Source organism: Oceanobacillus halotolerans (genome assembly GCF_010993955.1).
GTDB classification, from domain to species: Bacteria; Bacillota; Bacilli; order Bacillales; family Amphibacillaceae; genus Oceanibacillus_A; species Oceanibacillus_A halotolerans.
The window spans coordinates 1-23,694 of record NZ_WIXL01000012.1 but is presented as its reverse complement, the minus strand read 5'-3'; the positions used below and the strand labels follow the sequence as shown (position 1 = coordinate 23,694).

Sequence of the window (23,694 nt, the reverse complement as noted above, 5' to 3'; positions counted from 1 at the left end):
TTCGTTTATGAATATTGAAGTAAATTTTTTGGAAAAAGAGCCAAATAAATATGTTGCTCCGATCATCATTACAGCTGTGTTTGTCCTTTTGCTTGCAGGTGTAGTTGCTTTATTATTTTTCCAGCAATCAAATTACCAGCAACAAATTGATACACAGTCTAATCGATTGTCGCAATTGGAAATGTTAATCCGGGAGCATCAAGCTGAGCACGCCAATGAGCAGCAACTACGTGAAATTCAACAATCCCTCCAGTCGATTGAGGCTGAAATGATTCCGAATGTAGAGCTATATGAGCATGTATTAGGTTTATTGGATTCTGCTAACCAATTAACCGATTTTGACTACAGTGATCCAAGTCAGCTTGTTGTGGAGGCCCAGTTTGATGAAATAAATGATGTCGCTAATTATGTATCTAGTCTCCTTGAAGATCCGTTCATTATTGATACGCAAGTCACCAGTGTTCAACAGTCGGAAAATCATTATCAAGCTGTATTAACGATTTCGATTGATAATGAAATACTCATAGAGGAGTTTAGCGATAATGCGTAAACAATGGGCAAAGAAACATACAATTCTATTAATAGCAGTGATCGGATCTTGTTTCATCATATATGGTATTTCATATTGGAACATTATCAAGCCATTAAATACAGAACTTGATCGTCTTGAGCAAGAGGTGTCCATGTTTGAGACACAATATAATCGACTAACTTCTACAGGTGGAGAAGACACCCTAACAGGTGAGTTAGAGGAAGTAGCAACGTTAGTCCCAATGCAAAAATCACCAGACAATATACTCGTTGTGTTACGTCAATTGGCCGAGAGTTCAGATATTAACCTCACTTATATTGGGGAGTTGGGTAATCAAAATGAAACGGAAGATGACGGGGAACGTGAAAATTTGCAATCACATGATTATACATTAGATGCCAGTGCAGGTGATTTAGCAGCTATCAATACATTTTTAGGCGAGATACAGCAAAGTGAACGCTTTATGATTATTGACACGATGTATATAAGCCAAACAGAGGATGCAGTTGATCTTTCTGTAACATTTCGGGCTTTTTCTGCTTCATAGGGAGTAGTTTAGTGGTGCGTGTTTGTATTGAGAGGGGATATCGACGTAATTTAAGCAATTCAGAGATTGCTTTTTGAATCGAAAGAGGATCTCGATGTAATATTAGCGATTCAGAGATTCTTTTTTTGTATCAAGAGAGAGTCTCCATGAAATTTTTAGTAGGTAAGAGATAGGTTTTTGAATCGAGAAAGGTCCTCAATATAATTTAAACCGTTCAACGACTACTTTTTGCATCGAAAGTGGATCACAACGCAATTTAGCCATTACAAGATTATTTTTTTGAATCGAGAAAAGCACCCAATAAACTTTTACTAAACCACCACATTAAATTAGCTACGAAAGTACTGTCCTTGTCCTGTTTTTACAGCTAAGAGGTTCTTACATAGACGATTCCTTCATAGATTAACTATGAAGGAGGAGATAAAGATGCGTCATTATGCTATTTTACGCTTATTATTAGCATGTTTTTTTCTATATGTTGCCTGGCCAGTAATTCCAGAAGCAACTTCACAAATTGGGATGCTTTTTTGGGGAGGATGGTTAGCATTTTTCCTATTAGTTGTTGGAGCTAATTTAGCAACCTTGTTACAAATGACCTCCCCACCTGTAATGGAACAGGAACAACAAAGGCAGCGTCAAACCTTAAATCATTGAGCCCGCGAAAAATCAACTGTATAATAAAGACAAACTTCATTCAGTGGGAGATTCTTTCGTCTTCCACTGAATGATAGTTGAACTTATCAGGACTTTACTGGCCAGTTTATCCCCCACTTACACTTCTTTGAGTACCGAAGGCTTGGAGTGGGGGTTTTACTGCCAGTTATGACGTGATAAAGACACTAGTACAGTTGAAAGTCGGTGAATGAATATGGCAACAAAGCACGAGCAGCTATTACAGTATATAATGTCACTGGATATCGGTCATAAAATATCAGTAAGACAAATCGCGAAAGCATTAAATGTCAGTGAAGGTACGGCATATAGAGCTATAAAAGAAGCAGAAAATCAAGGCTTAGTTAGTACAATCGAGCGTGTAGGAACGATACGGATTGAACGGAAAAAGAAGGAAAACTTTGAGCGGTTAACATTTGCCGAAGTCATTAATATTGTAGATGGACAAGTTTTAGGAGGACGTGAAGGATTACACAAAACGTTAAATAAATTTGTAATTGGTGCGATGCAATTAGATGCGATGATGCGTTATACACAGGCTGATTCACTATTAATTGTTGGGAATCGTGTAAAAGCACATGAATTAGCACTAAATGAAGGTGCAGCTGTATTAATAACAGGTGGATTTGATACAGATGATCATATCAAACGGTTAGCAGATGAGAAGAAACTGCCGATCATGTCGACTAGCTATGATACATTCACTGTCGCAGCAATGATTAACCGCGCTATTTATGATCAACTCATCAAAAAGGAAATTGTGTTTGTTGGGGATATTTATACACCTTATGATCAAGCCTATTATTTATATGGAAAAGATAAAATAGAGCGTTGGTATAAGCTTAATGAACAAACAACACATACACGTTACCCAATTGTTGATGAAAAAAAACGTGTAGTGGGAATGGTAACATCGAAAGATATTCTTGGAAAAGATCGTGATTTACTGATTGAAAAAGTAATGACGAAAAATCCAATATCTGTTCAAGAAAAAACGTCACTAGCTTATGTTGCACATATGATGGTCTGGGAAGGCATTGAAGTGGTACCAGTAGTGAATGATAGCTATCAACTAAAGGGTGTTGTATCTAGACAAGATGTTTTAAAAGCATTACAACAAATTCAACGGCAGCCACAAATGGGAGAGACAATTGATGATATTGTTTCAAGTAGTATCGAAGTTTCAGAGGATGACCCAACCATTTTCCAAACTAAAGTCAGTCCTCAGATGACCAACCAATTAGGGACACTTTCAAATGGTGTGTTTACAGCACTAATGACAGAAGCAAGCAGTCGTCTATTAGGGCATGTTAAAAAGGGTGACTTAGTAGTTGAAAGTTTAACTGTTTATTTTATTAAGCCAGTTCCCATTGATAGTGAATTAATCATAAAACCGAAGCTATTAGAGGTAGGTCGAATGTATGCGAAAATTGATGTTGAAGTATATAGTGAGCGAAAGCTAGTTGGAAAAGGGTTGTTAATGGCACAGCTAATGGACCGGTAATACTGATTCTCTTTAAGCAATCTTTTAGCAAAAAATAAACTTTCTAATATAGGCTATCTCTAAAAGGTTGTTGCTTTTTCAAGTAATGCATAGTTGATGTATTATGCGCAATTTTAAGACGCATTATATATAAGATACGACGTTAAAAACAACAAAGAATGCGAAAAGAGCCTAAATATTAGATAAACTCGCATTTGCTCGTCCTTTAGCAAATGTGTTAGTTTTTTCTTATACTTGGGACATTAAAATTTTAGCAATGTCGAGTCCACTTCTTAGCTAAAATTTTATACTTTCCTAATGTATAAAAAAGCTGATTATCTGGTAATCAGCTTTCCTGTGGATTGAGTCGTTTCCATTCGTTCCGATAATGTTTTGTCTCCTTGAAACCTAAGCTTAATTGCATAGCTCCTAATATCAAAAGGATAATACCGATGAAAAGAGAAATTTGGGTTTGATACAAAATGTATTGATTAATAGCAAAAAAGAAGACAAAACTACCTAAACATATACGAGACTTTGCATTAAAATATGCTTGTGTTAACCCATCTTTTGTTTTTAAAATAGCAACTTTATAGTATATATACAATACAAGTGAAATTGCTATAATAATAGGAAATATAACCATGTGATCTACTCCTGTAAGTAAGTGATTTGTTACTCTTCTATTGTAGCTTGTTTTCCTGTATTACGCTAGAAAAATGTAAAGGAATTGTTCACACACACTTTAATTGTAAAAGGGGTATCTAAAATGACGACAGAAAAAATCATCCAAGCTATTCAAGACTATGATAGGATTATTATTCATCGCCATGTACGACCAGATCCAGATGCATTAGGATCACAGGCAGGTTTAGGTCAAATTATTAAAGAAACCTATCCAGAAAAGCAAGTATATCTCGTTGGGGAAGAAGATCCATCCTTACAGTTTTTAGCAAAAATGGATGACATTCCTGATACTTATTATGAAGATGCGCTTGTAATTGTTTGTGATACAGCTAACCAAGAGCGCATTAGTGATGGGCGATACACGTTAGGAAAGCAATTAATTAAAATTGACCATCATCCGAATGTGGATACATATGGAGATAGTATGTTAGTCGACACATCTGCAAGCTCTACGAGTGAGATCATTTATGAATTATACTTACATGCTAAGGAAGCTGGATTTCAAATGAACGATGAAGCTGCTCGGGCTTTGTATGCAGGAATTATCGGTGATACTGGACGTTTTCTATTTCCAAGTACATCTAGAAAAACATTTGAATATGCAGCTGATTTAGTGACATATAATTTTGATCGTCCAACATTACATAACGAAATTTATAGTGTAAAGGCAAATATTGCACGGTTACGCGGATATATTTTACAAAACTTTGAACTGTCCTCCTCTGGGATGTGCTCTATCCATTTAACAAAGGAAACATTAGAAAAATTTGGGGTAGACCCGATTGATTCAGGTCAACTAGTTGGGGTATTAGGTGATATTGAAGGAATTACGGCATGGGTGTTTTTCATTGAGGAAAAGGATATAATTCGAGTACGTTTACGTTCCAAGGGTCCAGTTATCAATGAAATTGCAGCTCATTACAATGGGGGAGGTCATCCATTAGCGGCTGGAGCATCTGTTAACACATGGGAGGAAGCGAAACAGGTTGTAAGGGATTTAGATAAAGTTTGTAACGGATATGTAAAGAAATAAATACAAAAATATGCTGGTTTCACATATAATATGTGAAATCAGCACTTCCTATTAATTAACTACTTTTCTTCTCTTCAATTGGTGTAATCCAACACCCATTGTCAGAGTAATCAAAGAGGACATGTAAATTTTCATCTTTATCTATACTACGTTTAATGAGGCGAATTAATTCGTTAGATTCAGCGTATGCAGTGCGTCCTTTTTTAAGCTGGTTGATTTTTTCATCACGAATGCGTCTGCGGTTCATATATAGCATGTAAAACCACTCCTTTCATTTAATTGATGAAAAGTTTTAAATATCTTATGTTCTATCTTTATTGTATAGGAAAAAGGGGATAATTACCATACGAACGAGCAAAGTTTCATAAAATGTTCATCAATTAGAAACCCTTGTTTCAACGGATAGTTTAATTGTTTCATCAATAATTAATTGCTTCACCTCAAAATAATAGGTGAAATCATCAACTGTAAATCCTTTGTCTTCAATGCTTGCAATTAGTAGTTCAGAGCTTTCAGATATTGCTTGAATTTTTAATCCCATAATTGGGTCTAATTCTTGTTTTACTAACTCTTTCAATTGATGCACAATTAATCGATCTAAATCTAAGTCATCTTCATTTGTAATTGTAATTTCGATGGCATTTACGACAATCTCCTTTTCGGATTCCTCATCATGTTCTTCATTATCTTCTAATAAGGCTTCATTTTGTTGTTTTAAATCAGATATCTCTGATTGTAAATTAAGATTTTCTTCTAATAATTCGTCATACATCGTTCCATGGAAATAAATAAACAGACAGTAGGCAATCACTCCACCCATTATGATCCCAGCTAAAAACCGTTGCCATGTGGGTAGTCTGTGGTATGGTGGGATATGCATTAGGTAACTTCCTCCTGTATAAACCAACCTAATAATATTAGTCCGGCTTTGACGCCGCCCATCGCTGATAATATTAGTAATACTTGTTTAAATACTTCGATTGGCTGCCCATCTCCAAAAATCCCTTTATCAATATTTTCAATAGCATCAAATGTGCCACCAATTGCTGCTACAACTGCCCATATACGTAGCCCTTTTGCAATGCGATTAATGGCTGTCATTGGTGCATCCCCTGTTAAGAAGGATCCAATACTCCCAATTAAGGAACCTCCAACAATGACACCAAATGCAATAAAAAAACAATGTATGAATGAAACAATAAAACGTTCTTCCATGTAGGTCGCTCCTCTTCGGGCATTCTCCCTTCTATTCTATGAAGAGGTAGGACAAGATATGTTAGACTATGATTTTGACAAACTACTTAAGATTCATTGCGATATACATCGGTTATATGAATGATTTATAATAAATACCAAGACGAATAAAGGTGTGATTACATGTCGTTTACCCATTTGCAAGTTAGAAGTGGTTACAGCTTAATGAATAGTACGATCACGATAGATAAATTAGTGAAACAAGTGAAAGCACAAAAAATGTCTGCAGTAGCTCTAACCGATGAAAATGTATTATATGGAGCGATTTCCTTTTATCAATCATGTCTAAAGCATGGAATCAAACCAATTATCGGAATGACCATCCAAGTGGTCGAAGGGGAAGAACTTCAATCTTGCATCTTGCTAGCGAAAAATAACAATGGGTACCAACACTTAATGAAATTAAGCACGTTAATCCAAGAGCAAGTAACTCCTTATATGGAGAAAGAAAACCTTGCACCTCATATAGAAGATGTTATTGGAATATTACCAGCAATGGACAAACCATTACATACATTGCTCCGTCACAACCCCTATGAGGAAGTAGCAGCATACCTTCAATCATGGCAGAACATGTTTGACAAAGATGATTTGTATCTAGGTATACAAGATCATGGTTTAGATGAAGAACGAAAATTACATCCATCTATTAAAGCATTTCATGAAAGCTACAGAGTGCCAGTTGTTGCGATTAATGATGTTCGCTATTTACAAGCCAATGATGATCTTGCATATGATTGTTTACAAGCTATGAAAAAAGGGAAAAAATGGATGATAAATCAGGCAAATCAGTACTTAAAGCAACGTCACCTACGATCGGAAAGTGAAATGGAAGCCCTATTTTCCACATTTTGGCCTAACGTATTAGACGAAACAAACGCTATTTCTCAAAAATGTCAAGTAACCTTTGATTTTGATAAGCGCATGCTACCAGCATACCCAGTACCGAATGAAATGGATGCACATACGTATTTAGAGCAATTATGCTGGGATAATGTAAAACAAAAATACAATACTATTACAGAATCGATAAAAGAGAGATTAACCTACGAACTACATACTATTCAATCGATGCAATTTAGTGATTACTTCCTCATTGTTTGGGATTTTATATCATATGCTAGAAATCAGCAGATTATGGTTGGACCTGGCAGGGGGTCAGCTGCAGGGTCGTTGGTCGCTTATGTATTAGGGATAACAGATGTAGATCCGATTAAGTATGAATTATTATTTGAACGATTTTTAAATCCTGAACGTGTCACCATGCCTGATATTGATATAGACTTTTCGGATCATCGTCGGGATGAAGTTATTAAATATGTTCGTGATAAATATGGTTCAGACCATGTCGCACAAATCATTACATTTGGGACGTTTGCAGCTCGGTCTTTATTACGTGAATTAATTAAGACAATGGGAATTAGTCAGGAGGATGCTAATTATTTATTAAATAAAATACCAGTACAGGCTAATCAATCGATTGTAGATTATGTGAAACAATCAGATGATTTACAAACCTATATCAAAAAATCCAATTCATTAAAGGCGCTTTTTTCTGTAGCTGTTAAATTAGAAGGATTACCGAGACATGTATCCACACATGCTGCTGGTATCGTCATTAGTGAGTCAGAACTCGTTAATCATGTTCCATTAATCGCTGGAACGAATGACCTTTATGTAACCCAATTTCCAATGAATGACCTTGAAGCGATTGGTTTACTGAAGATGGACTTTTTAGGACTTCGGAATTTAACCTTAATCGAACGGATCATATCGACCATTTCCTATGTATCCCATGAAAAAGTTAACATGACAGCAATTCCAGAAAATGACCAACAGACTTATCAGCTATTGCAAAATGGGGAGACAAATGGGATATTTCAGCTTGAGTCTAAAGGGATGAAACAAGTTTTAAAACGGTTAAAGCCATCATCGTTTGAAGATATAGTAGCGGTAAATGCTTTATATCGCCCAGGTCCAATGGAATATATTCCAGTATATATCGACCGAAAGCATAAACGACAACCAATAACTTATCCACATCCAGATTTAGAAACAATATTAGAAAAAACCTATGGTGTCCTGATTTACCAAGAGCAAATCATGCAAATTGCTCATCAAATTGCAGGTTTCTCCTTAGGACAGGCAGATATATTACGACGTGCCGTTAGTAAAAAACAACAAGATGTCATGGCCAAACAAAAGTACTTGTTTATACAAGGCTGCCTAGACAATGGATATTCGCAACAAATTTCAGAACAAATTTTTTCCTGGATTGTCAAGTTTTCTAATTATGGGTTCAATCGGAGTCATGCAGTTGCCTATAGTAAGATTGCCTATCAGCTTGCTTTTTTAAAAGCACATTATCCGCTCAGTTTCTATGCTGAATTGTTAAGTTCTGTGATGAACCAACAAGATAAAGTGCAACAATATATTCAAGAAATAAAGGAACGAGGAATCACATTAAGACCACCATCCATCAACAAAAGTTATGGTAAATATAGTGTTGACAAACAGGCTATCCGTATGGGTCTATTAGCAATAAAAGGGATTGGCAATCAAGTGATGAAGGAAATTATTCAAGTTCGAAAGTCTGGTCCATTTAAAAGTATATTTGATTTTTGTCTACGAATCGATCCAAAGGTTTTAAATCGGCAAACGCTAGAATTGCTTATCATGGCTGGAGCCTTTGATGAAACATATTCTAATCGTGCTAGTTTGTTGGCCTCGATTGATCAAGCAATAGAACGAGCAGATTTGTTTCGTGACTTACAAGATCAGCCTAGTTTCTTTGATAATATGATGGAACAAGATGATTATGTTGAAATAGAGGATTTTAGTACATTAAAAAAACTAGCAGATGAAAAGGAACTCTTGGGTGTTTATGTTTCAAGTCATCCATTAGCAAGCTATCGTTCCCAACTACGAGCAAATGGGTATGTGACATTGAAACAAGCGGTCCAATTAGTGGACAAAAAAGGGGTTAAGAGTGCAGCAATTGTCCAATCGATCAAAAAAATAAGAACAAAACGTGGCGATTCCATGGCATTTTTAACGATTAGTGATGAAATGACAGAGATGGAAGCAGTTGTGTTCCCTGATCTTTACCGGGATGTGAGTGGATGGTTAACAGAAGAAATGATGATTGTCTTTGAGGGAAGATTGGAATACCGAAAGAATAAGATCCAATGTCTACTTTCATTCATTGAAGGATTTACGGATATATCATTTAAGAACAAACAAAATAAACGGTTATTTGTAAAGGTAACTAACCAAGATAGTGATGAAGCAATAAAATGGTTATATTCATTAGCAAATGCTTATCCAGGGGATGTACCTATTATTATTTATCATCCGCTTAATAAGCAAACGTATCAATTGTCAGCAGACTATTTTATCAATCCTTCTTATAAGGCGTTACAACGTATGTATGCCTATTTTGGAAAAGAAAATGTTGTATTAGATTAGAAAACTTGGCTTTTTCCCAAGCCTTTATGCAAAAGCCTTAGTTGCACTTATGCAGGGGGAAAGTTTTCCTATCTGCAAATAAGCAATAATTTTGAGTCAACACTTTACACACTATTCCCTTCTGTTATAATGTAATAGCAAAGTGGTCTGACCACCGATATGGATAAAGGTTTAATTTCTACTGGCTAAAGGAGCGTAATAGAAAGTGGCAAATTTAAGAGATGAAGCACTACAAATGCATAAAGTACACAAAGGAAAATTAACAACAGAATCAAAAGTATCAGTCCGTAATGCGCACGATTTAAGTTTAGCCTATTCTCCTGGTGTAGCAGAACCATGTAAGGAAATTTTTGACCGAAAAGAAACGGTTTATGACTATACGATGAAAGGAAATATGGTTGCCGTTGTTAGTGATGGCTCTGCCGTTTTAGGATTAGGTAATATAGGTCCAGAAGCTGCATTACCAGTTATGGAAGGAAAATCTGTGTTATTTAAAAGTTTTGCTGGTGTAGATTCATTTCCCATTTGTTTAGATACTCATCAAGTGGATGAAATTGTTCAAACTGTTAAGTTAATGGAACCAACATTTGGTGGTGTTAATTTGGAAGATATTGCAGCTCCGAATTGCTTTATTATTGAAGAACGTTTAAAAAAGGAAATCAATATTCCGATTTTTCATGATGACCAACATGGTACAGCGATTGTTACCGTTGCAGGTCTAATCAACGCACTAAAGCTAGTAGGAAAATCGTTCTCGGATATAAAGGTTGTTGCAAATGGAGCAGGTGCTGCAGGAATCGCAATTATTAAATTACTATACCATTTCGGTGTTCGTGACATGATTATGTGTGATTCAAAAGGTGCTATCTTTGAGGGTAGAACCTACGGCATGAATGAAGTGAAAGAACAAGTTGCACAAATGACTAATAAGGATAAGCAGGAAGGAACCATGGAGGAAGTCTTAGAAGGTGCTGATGTATTTATTGGAGTCTCTGTTGGTGGTCTTCTTACTAAGGATATGGTACAAAAAATGAACAAGGATGCCATTATTTTTGCAATGGCAAATCCAGACCCAGAAATCATGCCAGATGAGGCAAAACAAGCAGGAGCAAGTGTGATCGGTACTGGTAGATCTGATTTTCCAAATCAAGTTAATAATGTTCTTGCATTTCCAGGTATTTTTCGTGGTGCACTAGATGTTCGCGCTACAAGGATCAATGAAAAAATGAAGGTTGCAGCTGCAGAAGCAATAGCCTCGCTTATTAAAGAAGATGAATTGAATGAGGACTATGTTATCCCGGGACCATTTGATTCACGTGTAGCTCCCATTGTGGCATCTAGTGTAGCCAAAGCAGCCATGGAATCTGGTGTAGCAAGAATTCAAATAGACCCAGATCAAATCGCAGAAAAGACACGACAACTTACCCAAATTGAGTCTGACTAATGTGGAGATGGGAGTGAAACATGGCTGTGTCCATGTCACCAAAACAAAAAGTATATCAAGGTATTTTACAAGAGATTCGGGAATTAATTGATCGACATAACTTGAAGCCAGGAGATAAAATACCTTCAGAGCGAGAATTATCTGGAAAGCTACAGGCAGGTCGATCATCTATTCGGGAAGCATTACGTGCAATGGAATTATTAGGCTTAATTGAAACAAGGCATGGAGAAGGAACATTTTTAAGTAATTACCAACCATACCAAACAGTTGAAATATTAGCTTCGTTTATTTTACAAGAAAATAGTACAAAAAGGGATTTAGTATTGGCCAAACAAATTATTGAAAAAGAAATTACAAAACTAGCCTATCAACAATTAACACCAACCAATTTTAAGGAATTGCAATCCATTTTAGAAGAAAATAAGCATAACCCAAAAGAAAGGCATGTTGCATACTTCCGCTACATACTAAATCATACGGATAATTTATTACTAGCAAAAATATGGTATTTGATGGAGGATTTCTCTAGTACGGTAAACAATCTATATTATGATGATTACTTTTATCAAGCATTGCAGACTTTACTTTATGAGAACAGGTATGGACAAATTGAACGTTTATTTATGAATACATCATATAAGGAAACGGAATGATTCATTTTTTTAAATCTAGTAATTTAACTTACTGTTGCGACAGATTACGACACCTTTTTCTACTAAAAAATAATAGTCTAAAGAAGAACAAGCGGTTTGCTTAAACAATTTTTAGGTAATCACTCATTTAGTTATAAGAACAGTTATGTCCAGCTCAAGTGATTGACGTGACGTTCTTAGTCTATAAGGGTGCTTCTAGCTTTTGTTTAGTGTTTGTTGAAGGCTCTTTTCTAAAAGATCTTGCCTTTTCAAGTATAAATCTTAATGATAGTTGATGGGAAAGGTGCAGTAGTATAGAAGCTTTAAAAGAGCCTTGCAGAAAAAAGGAGGAATTACCTTGTTAAAGGATTTTTTTGCCAAAAAGAGAAAATATGCATCCATTCCGAATGAACAAGCCAAACAAGATGTTCCAGAAGGATTAATGCAAAAATGTAAAGCGTGTTATAAAATCTATTATCGTAAGGAAATGATGAAGAATAATAATGTCTGCCCAAATTGTGGTCATCATCATCCATTAACAGCATGGGAACGAATTGACAGTTTGTTTGATGAAGATACATTTCAAGAATGGGATCGTCAGTTAACAACCAATAACCCTCTAGATTTTCCAGGCTATGAAGAAAAAATAGCAAAGGACCGAGAAAAAACAGGCTTAAATGAAGGGGTTGTGACTGGAAAAGGATATATCAATGGACAAGCAACCGCGCTTAGTGTAATGGATGCAAGTTTTCGCATGGGAAGTATGGGTTCTGTTATTGGCGAGAAAATTGCTAGAGCAATTGAACGTGCTAAAGATGAAGAGTTACCATTTATCATTTTTACTGCTTCTGGTGGTGCTAGAATGCAAGAAGGCGTCTTAAGTTTGATGCAAATGACAAAAACGTCAGTGGCGATTCAACGTTTTAGTGATTCTGGAGGATTAATGATCTCCATCATGACCCATCCTACTACTGGCGGGGTATCTGCTAGTTTTGCATCATTGGGTGATTATAATTTTGCAGAGCCAAAAGCGTTAATCGGTTTTGCAGGACGGCGTATTATCGAACAAACCATACGCGAAAAATTACCTGAAGATTTTCAGACAGCAGAATTTTTATTAAAACACGGACAACTTGATAAAGTTGTACATCGACATGATATGAAACAATTACTTTCATCCATATTAGAGTTACACCAGAAGGATGGTGAGGTGTCATGAAACAAGTACTTGAATTCGAGAAGCCAGTTGTAGACCTTCGAGAGAAGATTGCAGAGTTAAAAAAGTTTACAAACGATAGTGATATCGATTTAACAGAGGAGATTGCAACCTTAGAAAAACGATTACAAGTTCTAGAAGATGATATCTATGGCAATTTAAAGCCTTGGGATCGTGTTCAAATGGCTCGACATCAAGAACGTCCAACGACATTAGAATATATTGAGCAATTATTCACTAACTTTATAGAATTTCATGGTGATCGAGTATACGGAGACGATGAAGCGATTGTTTCAGGTATTGCTTTTTATAAGGAACAACCCGTAACCGTTATTGGCCACCAACGCGGGAAGGATACAAAGGAGAATATTCGTCGAAACTTTGGGATGCCTCACCCTGAAGGGTATCGTAAAGCACTACGCCATATGAAACAAGCTGAAAAATTTAATCGACCTATAATCTGTTTTATTGATACGAAAGGAGCCTATCCAGGAAAAGCTGCGGAAGAACGTGGACAAAGTGAAGCGATTGCACGGAATTTGATGGAAATGGCTGGCCTTAAGGTTCCGATTATTTGTATTGTCATTGGTGAAGGTGGAAGTGGCGGTGCTCTAGCTCTTGGGGTTGGAGACCACATCCACATGCTAGAAAATAGTACGTACTCTGTTATATCTCCAGAAGGAGCGGCAGCACTGCTATGGAAAGATTCTGCCCTTGCCCAAAAAGCAGCTGAAACAATGAAAATTACGTCATATGACTTATATGAATTAGGTGTTATTGATTCCATTATTCCTGAACCAAAAGGTGGTGCCCATCGAGATGTTGAACAGCAGGCTAAGAATATCGAAAAAACATTAGATGACTCCATTAAGGAATTAACTCATGATTCAAAAGATGTATTACTTGAAAAGCGATGGGAAAAATATAAGAAAATTGGGGATTATAAAGAGTTATAATATAGAAAAGTATGGGGTTGAGGTAATTCAACCTCATACTTATTTTATTTAACGTGGATAAAACGTAATGGGTTGTAGATAATGAAAACTGATATAAAGCTTAACTCATTCGGTACTAGTGCTGGCGTTGCGATTGACCGTACGTTTTTAGTCAGCCTGCCAGTTAAGACGTGATAAATAGTCATGCTATAGTATTACGTCATAGCAATTTTCTGTCAAATGTTATTAATTGATATTTTTGTTTTGACCAATTATCTTTATATTTACACACACAACTAAACATGTTTTACTTGAGGTGATAAGATGAAGAAAATAGCTGTTTTAACAAGTGGTGGCGATGCTCCAGGAATGAATGCAGCAATTCGTGCAGTCGTTAGAAAAGCGATTTATCATGATATGGAAATTTACGGTATCAAAAATGGCTATCAAGGCTTAATTGATGGAAATATCGAGAAATTGGAGATCGGATCTGTTGGTGACATTATTCAGCGAGGTGGCACAATCCTTCATTCAGCTAGGTGTGAGGAATTTAAAACAGATGCTGGACAAGAAAAAGGAATTAAACAACTAAAAAACCACGGAGTTGAAGGACTCATTGTCATTGGTGGAGATGGGAGCTTTCGAGGTGCACAAAAGTTGACGGAAAAAGGCTACCCTTGTATAGGAGTTCCTGGCACCATTGATAACGACATCCCTGGAACTGATTTTACGATCGGCTTTGATACAGCTTTAAATACGATCATCAATGCAATTGATAAAATCCGTGATACAGCTACTTCACATGAACGTACCTTTATTATTGAGGTAATGGGGCGAGATGCAGGTGACCTTGCTCTATATGCAGGTCTTGCTGATGGTGCAGAAAGTATATTGATCCCTGAGCAGAAAGACGATTTTCAAGATGTTTTGAACCGGTTGAAGCGTGGTCATGATCGTGGAAAAAAACATAGTATTATTATTTTAGCTGAAGGAGTAGGTAGTGCCGTTACATATGGAGAAAAAATCCGTGAAGCCATGAATATTGAACCACGAGTCACTGTATTAGGACATATTCAGCGAGGAGGATCTCCAAGTGCAACAGACCGTGTGTTGGCTAGTCGCTTAGGTGCAAAAGCGGTGGATCTTTTGTTAGAAGGGCAAGCAGATCGAATGGTAGGAATCCAGCAGAATCAATTAGTAGATCACGACATCGGGGATATTTTAAATAAAAAACATATTATTAATTTAGATATGTATAAACTTTCCAAAGAATTATCGATCTAGTTAAAGGAGGATGAAAAAGTGCGTAATACTAAAGTCGTATGTACGATTGGACCTGCTTCCGAATCAGTAGAAATACTGGAAAGATTAATAAATGCAGGTATGAATGTGGCAAGACTAAATTTTTCTCATGGGGATTTTGCGGAACATGAGAATCGGATAAAGAATATAAGAAAGGCTGCCGCAAACACAGGAAACACCATTGCGATCTTATTAGATACGAAGGGTCCCGAGATTCGTACCCATAACTTTCGAAATGGAGAAGCAGAAATTATACAGGGTAATCATGTTGCGATATCAATGGATGAAGTAGAGGGTACTGCTGAACGTTTTTCGATTACGTATGGTGGATTGATTCATGATGTTCATGAAGGCTCGAAGATTTTATTAGACGACGGATTAATAGAGTTAGAAGTGATTGATGTTGATAAAGCAAATAATGAAATAACAACCAAGGCACTTAATTCTGGTATTATTAAAAATAAAAAAGGGGTTAATGTCCCTAACGTAAAAGTAAACCTACCAGGAATAACGGATAAAGATGCAGCAGATATAAAGTTTGGAATTGAACAAGACATCGATTTTATTGCTGCTTCGTTTGTGCGTCGCCCTTCTGATGTGTTCGAGATAAGAGAATTATTGGAAAAAAACAATGCAACACATATTCAAATTATCCCGAAAATCGAAAATCAAGAAGGCGTTGACAATATTGATGATATCCTTGAAGTAAGTGATGGTTTAATGGTTGCTCGAGGGGATTTAGGAGTAGAAATTCCTGCTGAGGATGTTCCATTAGTACAGAAATTATTAATTCAAAAATGTAATACGGCTGGAAAACCAGTCATAACAGCGACGCAAATGCTTGACTCTATGCAGCGTAATCCACGCCCAACCCGAGCAGAAGCATCAGATGTAGCGAATGCTATTTTTGATGGAACAGATGCTGTTATGTTGTCAGGTGAAACAGCAGCAGGGAATTACCCAGTAGAATCAGTGCAAACGATGAGTAATATTGCTGTGAAAGCAGAAACTGGTCTAGATCATCAAACGATTCTAAATAATCGTGCCAAAATGGTAGATATTTCGATTACGGATGCTATTAGTCAATCTGTTACACGAACAGCAATAGACTTAGCAGTTGATGCAATATTAACGCCAACAGAAAGTGGGCATACGGCCCGAATGATTTCCAAGTATCGTCCAAAAGTAAATATTGTAGCTGTCACTTTTTCAGAAGTAGTAAATCGTCAGTTATCACTCGTTTGGGGTGTTCATGCTATAATGGGAGAAAAGGCAAATTCTACAGATGAAATGATGGATATCGCAATTGATCAAGGTTTAAATGCTAATGTTCTAAAACGAGGTAGTAGAGTTATTATAACAGCTGGTGTACCAGTAGGTGAAAGTGGTACAACTAATTTGATGAAAATTCATGTTATTGGAGATGTAGCTGCAAAAGGACAAGGTATTGGGCGCCGTAGTGCATTTGGAAAGGCGGTTATTGCAAAAAATGCAGAACAAGCAAAAGAAAAAGTCCGTGAAAATGATATCCTGATCACCTATGGAACAGACCGTGAAATGATGCCTGCTATTGAAAGGGCAGGAGGAATAGTTACAGAAGAAGGTGGCCTAACATCCCATGCAGCAGTTGTTGGATTAAGTTTGGGGATTCCTGTTATCGTTGGTGTCAAAAAGGTAATGGATGTAATTGAAGATGGAGAAGATATCACGATTGATGGTGCTAAAGGGGATATTTATAAAGGACATGCAAGTGTACTTTAACGATTAATCGAGGGAAAAAGCGTGTCAGAAAACAATGCCTGTTTTTCTGACACGCTTTTGTATCATGGATAAAGTTTTTAATAAAGCGATTTTCATATTATTTGTTGTTTTTTAACGTCGCTTATTCTATATTATGTGCAATAAATGGTGCCATTGATTTCCGCATCGGACAGTCACTTTTTCTTATTCAATGAGGAAGCTATGCTAACATTTACGAGGCATAATCTATCAACTTTGTATTAAGACTTACACTTGAAAAAACAACAATCTTTTAGAAAACAACCTTTAATAGAAGGAAAGGAGCATGGCTAATGAGGTTTTTATTACTTGCATTATTGGTTATACCTGCATTAGAAATAGGGGTCTTTATTTGGGCTGGTGGCATCATTGGTCCTTGGTGGGTTGTTGGACTTATTCTATTAACTGGTGTTGTTGGTGTCACATTTGCAAAACAGCAAGGTGTTCACACATGGAATCGAGCAATGGAATCATTAAACTATGGTCAAATCCCACGAGAGGAAATTATAGATGGAATCTGTATTTTTGTTGGCGGAGTCTTTTTGTTTACACCTGGTTTTTTAACAGATATTGTTGGATTTATCCTTGTATTACCAGTTACGAGAAACCCCTTTAAGAAATGGCTAAAGAAATTTTTCGAAAATAGGATTAAAAATGGTACGATAATCTATCGGAAATGGTAGCTATCCTTTAATAAATTGCCATAGCGTATTTAGGATACCTGTTTGATAAACAGCACTAATCATGACAAGTAAAATAGGGGTTAGAATGAGACCACCAATCCCCCATAATTGATAACCCACAAATAACCCGATAAGTGCAATTAATGGGTTCAGACCAATGTGGTTTGAAACAACTTTTGGCTCCAGTATTTGTCGTTGGATGACAACAAACATATATAAAATGGTTATTCCAATAGATAGGGAATGATTTGCCGTTATAAATAAGTAAATAATCCATGGAATAAAAATAATTCCAGTTCCGATAAAAGGTAAGATATCTGCAATACCTGCTAACAGTGCAATCGTAATAGCATGATCAACTTGCAAAATAAGTAGACCAATAATGATTGTAATGGTTGAGAGTGTTACTAGGAATAGTTGTGCCTTCATATAGCCAATAAGCGATTGCTTTAACTTTGTAAAAATAGGGTGAATTTCCTTGAAAAAAACCTCTGGTATAAAGCGACTTATCATATGTTTAATATTTTCCCAGTCATTTGTCATGAAAAAAGTAGCTAAAAGTATAAAGATGATAACAGCAAATGAATTGGGTACAATAGATATCATACTAGGTAAACCCATGAGTAGATTTTGAAGGAACTCTCCCCCCATTGCTGCACTCTGTGACAAAAGTTCTTGTAGGTTTTCTTGTATCGTTAGTTGCTGGGAAGGACTCAATGTGTGAAATATAGAGATAATATTGTGATATACTGGTAATATAACAGTTTGAATAAGATGCTCAATTGAATTTGTAAAGGTATGGATATGCTTTGGGATCATTTCTGCTAAATAAGTTGTCCCTTGTATAAGTTCCATTATAATAAATGCAAAGAAACTGAAGGAAGTAACCCCAACAACACCCATGACACTAATAGTAGCAATGGATCGTGGTAGCTTTAGCTTTGACTCAAGTAAATGTACACTGGGGTTTATCATAATGGTAAAGAGGCATGCTATTAGAAATGGATATATATAGTTAAATGTATATTGAATGGTATAATAAAATAAAATGATGGTTATGACGATTAGTGATAATCGTGCTAGGATCATAAGCGAACGTTTTGGCAACGGGATTCACCTCATTTTCATAAAATAAGAGCTTGTACGATGTTTTCATATAATACTATGTGGCAAGATACATCTATATGAAAGATTACGTAAACAAGCATATATTAGAATGAAACAGCTAATTTGATTGCTAAAGTATAATAATTATGCAAAAATATCAGTATAATAAGTAATTTTCGTTTCACATTACAAGGTTTTTACTTTATAATAGCCTTGGGGATGGCAATGTAGATTTTTAGAAAATTGTCAAATGTAGTCCATATTTGGAGACTCCTATAAGAATAAATAAATTATGAAAAGGAGAGGATTGTTGATGACAGCAACAAAGGGTCTTGAAGGTATTATCGCAACGCAATCATCAGTTAGTTCCATTATTGATGATCAACTTACATATGTTGGTTATAAGATTGATGATTTAGCAGAAAATGCAAGCTTTGAAGAAGTTGTTTACTTATTATGGAATCAAAAGCTTCCAAATCAATCTGAGCTGGATTCATTTAAAGAAGCCTTGGCTAAGAATATGGAGGTTCCAGAAGCGGTTATCGATCATTTGAAGTCTTATGATTTGAAAACGGTTCATCCTATGGCTGCACTGCGTTCGGCGGTATCAATCTTAGGTTTGTATGATGAAGAAGCAGATGTTATGGAAGAAGATGCTAATCGACAAAAAGCGATTCGTCTACAGGCGAAAATTTCTACGATTGTAACGTCTTTTGCACGTATCCGCCAAGGTCAAGATCCTGTGAAACCGAAAAAAGATTTAGGATTTGCAGCTAACTTTTTATATATGTTAAATGGGAAAGAAGCGGAACCTGTTGAAATTGAAGCAATGAATAAAGCATTGGTTTTACATGCAGATCATGAGCTAAATGCTTCTACATTTACTGCACGTGTATGTGTGGCAACTTTATCCGATATTTATTCAGGGGTAACAGCAGCGATTGGGGCATTAAAAGGACCACTACATGGCGGCGCGAATGAACGAGTAATGAAAATGCTTACGGAGATTGGCGAAGAAGAGAATGCAATCCCATATATCAAAGAAAAAATCGCTAATAAAGAAAAAATTATGGGAATGGGGCACCGTGTATACAAAAATGGAGATCCTCGTGCTAAGCACTTAAGACGTATGTCAGAGCAATTAACAAAACTAACAGGCCAACCCAAATGGTATAACATGTCTGTTGAAATTGAAGAATTTATTAAGAAAGAAAAGGGACTACCTGCTAATGTAGATTTCTATTCCGCATCGGTATACCATAGTTTAGGAATCGACCATGATTTATTCACACCAATTTTTGCAGTTAGTCGTGTATCTGGATGGTTAGCTCATATCTTAGAACAATATGCTAACAATCGCTTAATTCGTCCTCGAGCAGAATATGTTGGCCCAACTACCCAAGAATATGTAGCAATTGAAAATCGTTAAATGTGTAGCCGGTGATACCGGCTACAGTCATGTTTAATGTCGTTTGAAGTGATTTATGGTAAAATAACCGTGAACGATCAAGAATTAGGAGGTAATATATATGACACAGGGTGAAAAAATTATCGTAGAAAATGGAAAAATGAATGTACCAGATCAACCAATTGTTCCTTTTATCGAAGGGGATGGAACAGGACCAGATATTTGGGCAGCTGCACGTAGAGTAATAGAAGCTGCAGTAGAAAAGGCATATAACGGAACGAAGCAAATAGAGTGGTTAGAAGTATATGCTGGTCAAAAAGCGTTTGATAAAACTGGCGAATGGCTGCCAAATGAAACACTTGAGAAAATTGATGAATATAAAATTGCTATTAAAGGACCTTTGACTACACCGATTGGTGGAGGTATCCGTTCTTTAAATGTTGCACTTCGTCAAGAATTAGATCTATTTACATGCCTACGTCCAGTTCGTTATTTCACTGGTGTACCATCACCTGTTAAACGACCAGAAGATGTAGATATGGTTATTTTCCGTGAAAACACAGAAGATATTTATGCAGGTATTGAATGGCAAAATGGATCAGATGAAGTGAAAAAAGTAATTTCGTTCTTACAAGATGAAATGGGTGTTAATAATATTCGCTTCCCAGAAACATCAGGAATTGGTGTGAAGCCAGTTTCAGAAGAAGGTACTAAACGCATTGTACGTTCTAGTATTGAATATGCCTTAAATGAAGGGCGTAAAAGTGTTACATTAGTACATAAAGGAAACATCATGAAGTTTACAGAAGGTGCGTTTAAAAATTGGGGATATGAAGTTGCTGAACAAGAGTTTGGTGATAAAGTATTCACTTGGGCAGAATATGATCGCATAGTTGAAAAAGAAGGAAAAGATGCAGCAAATAAAGCACAGGATGAAGCATTAGCTGCAGGGAAGATTCTTGTAAAAGATTCCATTGCAGATATTTTCCTACAACAAATTTTAACACGTCCAAAAGAATTTGATGTTGTTGCAACGATGAACCTTAATGGTGATTACATTTCAGATGCATTAGCAGCTCAAGTAGGTGGAATTGGTATTGCGCCTGGTGCAAATATTAATTTCCAAACAGGACATGCGATCTTTGAAGCAACACATGGTACTGCACCAAAATATGCTGGTATGGATAAAGTAAATCCATCTTCTGTTATTCTTTCTGCTGTATTGATGCTTGAGCATTTAGGATGGAGAGAGGCAGCTGATTTAATTACGAAGTCTATGGATAAAACAATCGCTTCTAAAGTAGTAACATATGATTTTGCTCGACTAATGGATGGTGCTACAGAAGTGAAAACATCAGAATTCGGTGATGAGTTAATTAAAAATATGGATTAAGGTCGTTGGTACTGGGTAGTTTACTTCTAAAGACATGAGACATGAGGAGGATCCACATGGCCATTAAACGGAACAAAATATCTGTAATTGGTTCTGGCTTTACAGGAGCAACTACTGCACTAATGATTGCACAAAAAGAACTAGGTGATGTAGTTTTAGTGGATATTCCAGATATGGAAGATCCAACAAAAGGGAAAGCATTAGATATGCTGGAGGCAAGCCCAGTGCAAGGTTTTGATGCTAATATTGTTGGTACCGCTAACTATGAAGAAACTAGAGACTCAGATCTCGTGATCATAACTGCAGGTATTGCACGTAAACCAGGAATGAGTCGAGATGATTTAGTAAATACCAATGCTAAAATTATGAAATCAGTAACAAAAGAAGTTGTGAAAAATTCACCTGAAACAACAATTGTTGTATTAACAAACCCAGTAGATGCAATGACGTATACAGTGTATAAAGAATCTGGCTTCCCAAAAGAACGGGTACTGGGTCAATCTGGGGTACTTGATACAGCGCGGTTCCGTGCATTTGTCGCACAGGAGTTAAATCTTTCGGTTAAAGATATTACTGGATTTGTTCTTGGTGGACATGGGGATGATATGGTACCGCTAATTCGGTATTCTTATGCTGGTGGCATACCCTTAGAAAAACTAATCTCCAAAGATCGTTTAGACGAAATCGTAGCTCGCACTCGTAGAGGTGGTGGAGAGATTGTTAATCTTTTAGGTAATGGTAGTGCCTATTACGCACCGGCTGCCTCTATAACGGTTATGGCTGAAGCAATACTTAAAGACCAACGTCGTGTTCTTCCTGCTATTGCTTACCTAAAAGGAGAATATGGATATAACGATATATATCTCGGTGTACCAACTATTCTTGGTGGTAATGGTATTGAAGAAATTATTGAACTAGATCTAACAGATGATGAAAAAGCTGCATTAGATAAGTCAGCGAATTCGGTTAAGAATGTATTGAACATTTTAGATTAAAAGAGACTTCCTTCTATAAAGAGACTTCTTCTCTATTTAGAATGGAGTCTCTTTTCGTATCGTATGTTGTAATATATCTATACTGCAACGTAACAGATGCACCTGATTCCGCTTCGGTCAGTCTCTTTTTAGTGGATGGACGTTTTTAGATTCCACGATAGAAAATTGCTGAAGCACCTTGGTCACCCCTGATTAGAAAACTTGGTTTGTCGCCAAGTGACGAAAGCCTTAGTTGCACTTATGCAGAAAGAAAGTTTTTCTTATCTGTCAAGCTTAAGTCGAGCCTCGACGTGGCTCTTTTTGCTCAGAATGAAGATTGACTTAAGACCACACGAAGGGGTACAATCACTTCAAAAATGGGATGAAGGTTCTCGATAGCAATGCCAGTGAAGGAAATAAACGAAGACTCCCACTTTGTCGGCTAAGAACCCCCCACGATCTCGCAAAAGAAGAACACTTCTGTTTCGTATGATATTTCGCCGTCGTAGCTTTCCTTGCCCTGTTCGTCAATGAGTCTGAGAGACCAGCGGGCGTGGGGATGAGAAGAAGGCTTGTGGGGAGTCTGCAGCAAAGAAGACCTGCGAAAACGAACAACGAGAGTTTAAACAGGCTTCGTACTTGTTCTTAAGGTGGCGAAAGCAGAATTTATTTCAGGAGCGGTATTTTTCCATCGCAGACAGTATATATCAACTATTCATTAAGGTTCATACTCGAAAGAAAAGATCATTTAAAACAGTCTTTATAAAAACCAAAATTTTCCAGGTCATATTATGTTGACTTTTAATACCTATGATTGTAATATATAACTTGTCGCTCAAAATGAGCCATAAAGTAACATGAAGAACCTATTGACAATATCATTAATGAATGATATAATTTATTTCTTGTCGCTAACAAAGGCGGCGTAATAAAATAAACTATTGACTATAATGTTGGTAAATGGTATATTAATTTAGTCGCTCTAAAAAAGGTGACACAAGATCACAAAAAACATATTGACTAGATTTAGTTGATATGATATAATTAATAAGTTGTCGCTAAGGCAGCGCTTTAAATTTTGCTCCTTGAAAACTGAACAAAACAACCAGTATGTCAAGTACGAATGAAAGCTAAGAATTTCGTAA

The 23,694-nt window shown here is 36.4% G+C and carries 21 protein-coding genes; 16 read left to right on the top strand and 5 right to left on the bottom strand.

Features of this window, described 5'->3' with window-relative positions; all coding sequences use genetic code 11:
* The first annotated feature begins 7 nt into the window (after positions 1-7).
* The 4 genes from GHC26_RS12595 (at position 8) to GHC26_RS12580 (ending at position 3,255) form a co-directional block, all read left to right on the top strand.
* Positions 8-550, top strand: coding sequence for a hypothetical protein (locus GHC26_RS12595; protein WP_163971631.1), 543 nt, complete (start codon positions 8-10; stop codon positions 548-550).
* Entirely contained in the window at positions 543-1,079 is a 537-nt protein-coding gene (locus GHC26_RS12590) for a hypothetical protein (protein WP_163971630.1), read from the top strand. The genes GHC26_RS12595 and GHC26_RS12590 overlap by 8 nt, the downstream gene beginning before the upstream one ends.
* 426 nt (positions 1,080-1,505) lie before the next feature.
* Positions 1,506-1,733, top strand: coding sequence for a hypothetical protein (locus GHC26_RS12585; protein ID WP_163971629.1), 228 nt, complete (start codon positions 1,506-1,508; stop codon positions 1,731-1,733).
* A 214-nt stretch (positions 1,734-1,947) separates the two neighbouring features.
* Positions 1,948-3,255, top strand: coding sequence for a DRTGG domain-containing protein (locus tag GHC26_RS12580; protein ID WP_163971628.1), 1,308 nt, complete (start codon positions 1,948-1,950; stop codon positions 3,253-3,255).
* 325 nt (positions 3,256-3,580) lie between these two features.
* Here the strand turns inward: GHC26_RS12580 and GHC26_RS12575 are convergent, their stop codons facing one another.
* On the bottom strand, positions 3,581-3,880 hold the full coding sequence (locus tag GHC26_RS12575; RefSeq protein WP_163971627.1) for a YtpI family protein: 300 nt from the start codon (positions 3,878-3,880) through the stop codon (positions 3,581-3,583).
* A gap of 123 nt (positions 3,881-4,003) precedes the next feature.
* Here GHC26_RS12575 and GHC26_RS12570 point away from each other — a divergent pair, with 123 nt between their 5' ends.
* Complete coding sequence (locus GHC26_RS12570) at positions 4,004-4,954, top strand: DHH family phosphoesterase (RefSeq protein WP_163971626.1); 951 nt, start codon at positions 4,004-4,006, stop codon at positions 4,952-4,954.
* A gap of 55 nt (positions 4,955-5,009) precedes the next feature.
* Here the strand turns inward: GHC26_RS12570 and GHC26_RS12565 are convergent, their stop codons facing one another.
* The 3 genes from GHC26_RS12565 to GHC26_RS12555 all read right to left on the bottom strand — a co-directional run bounded on the left by GHC26_RS12565 (position 5,010) and on the right by GHC26_RS12555 (position 6,169).
* Positions 5,010-5,210: a hypothetical protein gene (locus tag GHC26_RS12565; RefSeq protein WP_163971625.1), complete on the bottom strand. Its 201-nt coding sequence runs from the start codon at positions 5,208-5,210 to the stop codon at positions 5,010-5,012.
* A 120-nt stretch (positions 5,211-5,330) separates the two neighbouring features.
* Positions 5,331-5,834, bottom strand: a complete 504-nt coding sequence (gene ytrI / locus GHC26_RS12560; protein ID WP_163971624.1) for a sporulation membrane protein YtrI — start codon at positions 5,832-5,834, stop codon at positions 5,331-5,333.
* Entirely contained in the window at positions 5,834-6,169 is a 336-nt protein-coding gene (locus GHC26_RS12555; RefSeq protein WP_163971623.1) for a YtrH family sporulation protein, read from the bottom strand. The genes ytrI and GHC26_RS12555 overlap by 1 nt, the downstream gene beginning before the upstream one ends.
* Before the next feature lie 162 nt (positions 6,170-6,331).
* On the opposite strand from GHC26_RS12555, the gene dnaE reads away from it, so the two are divergent.
* From dnaE to GHC26_RS12515, 8 genes are all read left to right on the top strand, one after another.
* On the top strand, positions 6,332-9,676 hold the full coding sequence (dnaE, locus tag GHC26_RS12550) for a DNA polymerase III subunit alpha (RefSeq protein WP_163971622.1): 3,345 nt from the start codon (positions 6,332-6,334) through the stop codon (positions 9,674-9,676).
* Between the two features lie 235 nt (positions 9,677-9,911).
* A complete protein-coding gene (locus tag GHC26_RS12545) occupies positions 9,912-11,120 on the top strand; it encodes an NAD(P)-dependent malic enzyme (protein WP_205599222.1) in 1,209 nt (402 codons plus the stop codon).
* 20 nt (positions 11,121-11,140) lie between these two features.
* Positions 11,141-11,773: a FadR/GntR family transcriptional regulator gene (locus GHC26_RS12540; RefSeq protein ID WP_163971620.1), complete on the top strand. Its 633-nt coding sequence runs from the start codon at positions 11,141-11,143 to the stop codon at positions 11,771-11,773.
* A gap of 337 nt (positions 11,774-12,110) precedes the next feature.
* On the top strand, positions 12,111-12,971 hold the full coding sequence (gene accD / locus GHC26_RS12535; protein ID WP_163971619.1) for an acetyl-CoA carboxylase, carboxyltransferase subunit beta: 861 nt from the start codon (positions 12,111-12,113) through the stop codon (positions 12,969-12,971).
* Complete coding sequence (gene accA, locus GHC26_RS12530; RefSeq protein ID WP_163971618.1) at positions 12,968-13,924, top strand: acetyl-CoA carboxylase carboxyl transferase subunit alpha; 957 nt, start codon at positions 12,968-12,970, stop codon at positions 13,922-13,924. Before accD ends, accA begins: the two co-directional genes overlap by 4 nt.
* 303 nt (positions 13,925-14,227) lie before the next feature.
* Positions 14,228-15,187, top strand: a complete 960-nt coding sequence (gene pfkA / locus GHC26_RS12525; RefSeq protein ID WP_163971617.1) for a 6-phosphofructokinase — start codon at positions 14,228-14,230, stop codon at positions 15,185-15,187.
* An 18-nt stretch (positions 15,188-15,205) separates the two neighbouring features.
* Positions 15,206-16,966 carry a pyruvate kinase gene (gene pyk, locus GHC26_RS12520; RefSeq protein ID WP_163971616.1) on the top strand — a complete coding sequence of 587 codons (1,761 nt, stop codon included), beginning with the start codon at positions 15,206-15,208 and terminating at the stop codon, positions 16,964-16,966.
* A 311-nt stretch (positions 16,967-17,277) separates the two neighbouring features.
* Positions 17,278-17,667 carry an FxsA family protein gene (locus GHC26_RS12515; RefSeq protein ID WP_163971615.1) on the top strand — a complete coding sequence of 130 codons (390 nt, stop codon included), beginning with the start codon at positions 17,278-17,280 and terminating at the stop codon, positions 17,665-17,667.
* Here the strand turns inward: GHC26_RS12515 and ytvI are convergent, their stop codons facing one another.
* Positions 17,668-18,774: a sporulation integral membrane protein YtvI gene (gene ytvI, locus GHC26_RS12510; RefSeq protein WP_163971614.1), complete on the bottom strand. Its 1,107-nt coding sequence runs from the start codon at positions 18,772-18,774 to the stop codon at positions 17,668-17,670.
* A gap of 313 nt (positions 18,775-19,087) precedes the next feature.
* Here ytvI and citZ point away from each other — a divergent pair, with 313 nt between their 5' ends.
* The 3 genes from citZ (at position 19,088) to mdh (ending at position 22,570) form a co-directional block, all read left to right on the top strand.
* Positions 19,088-20,203 carry a citrate synthase gene (gene citZ, locus GHC26_RS12505; RefSeq protein ID WP_163971613.1) on the top strand — a complete coding sequence of 372 codons (1,116 nt, stop codon included), beginning with the start codon at positions 19,088-19,090 and terminating at the stop codon, positions 20,201-20,203.
* A 100-nt stretch (positions 20,204-20,303) separates the two neighbouring features.
* On the top strand, positions 20,304-21,575 hold the full coding sequence (icd, locus tag GHC26_RS12500; RefSeq protein WP_163971612.1) for an NADP-dependent isocitrate dehydrogenase: 1,272 nt from the start codon (positions 20,304-20,306) through the stop codon (positions 21,573-21,575).
* 56 nt (positions 21,576-21,631) lie between these two features.
* Entirely contained in the window at positions 21,632-22,570 is a 939-nt protein-coding gene (gene mdh / locus GHC26_RS12495; RefSeq protein ID WP_163971611.1) for a malate dehydrogenase, read from the top strand.
* Positions 22,571-23,694: the final 1,124 nt, after the last annotated feature.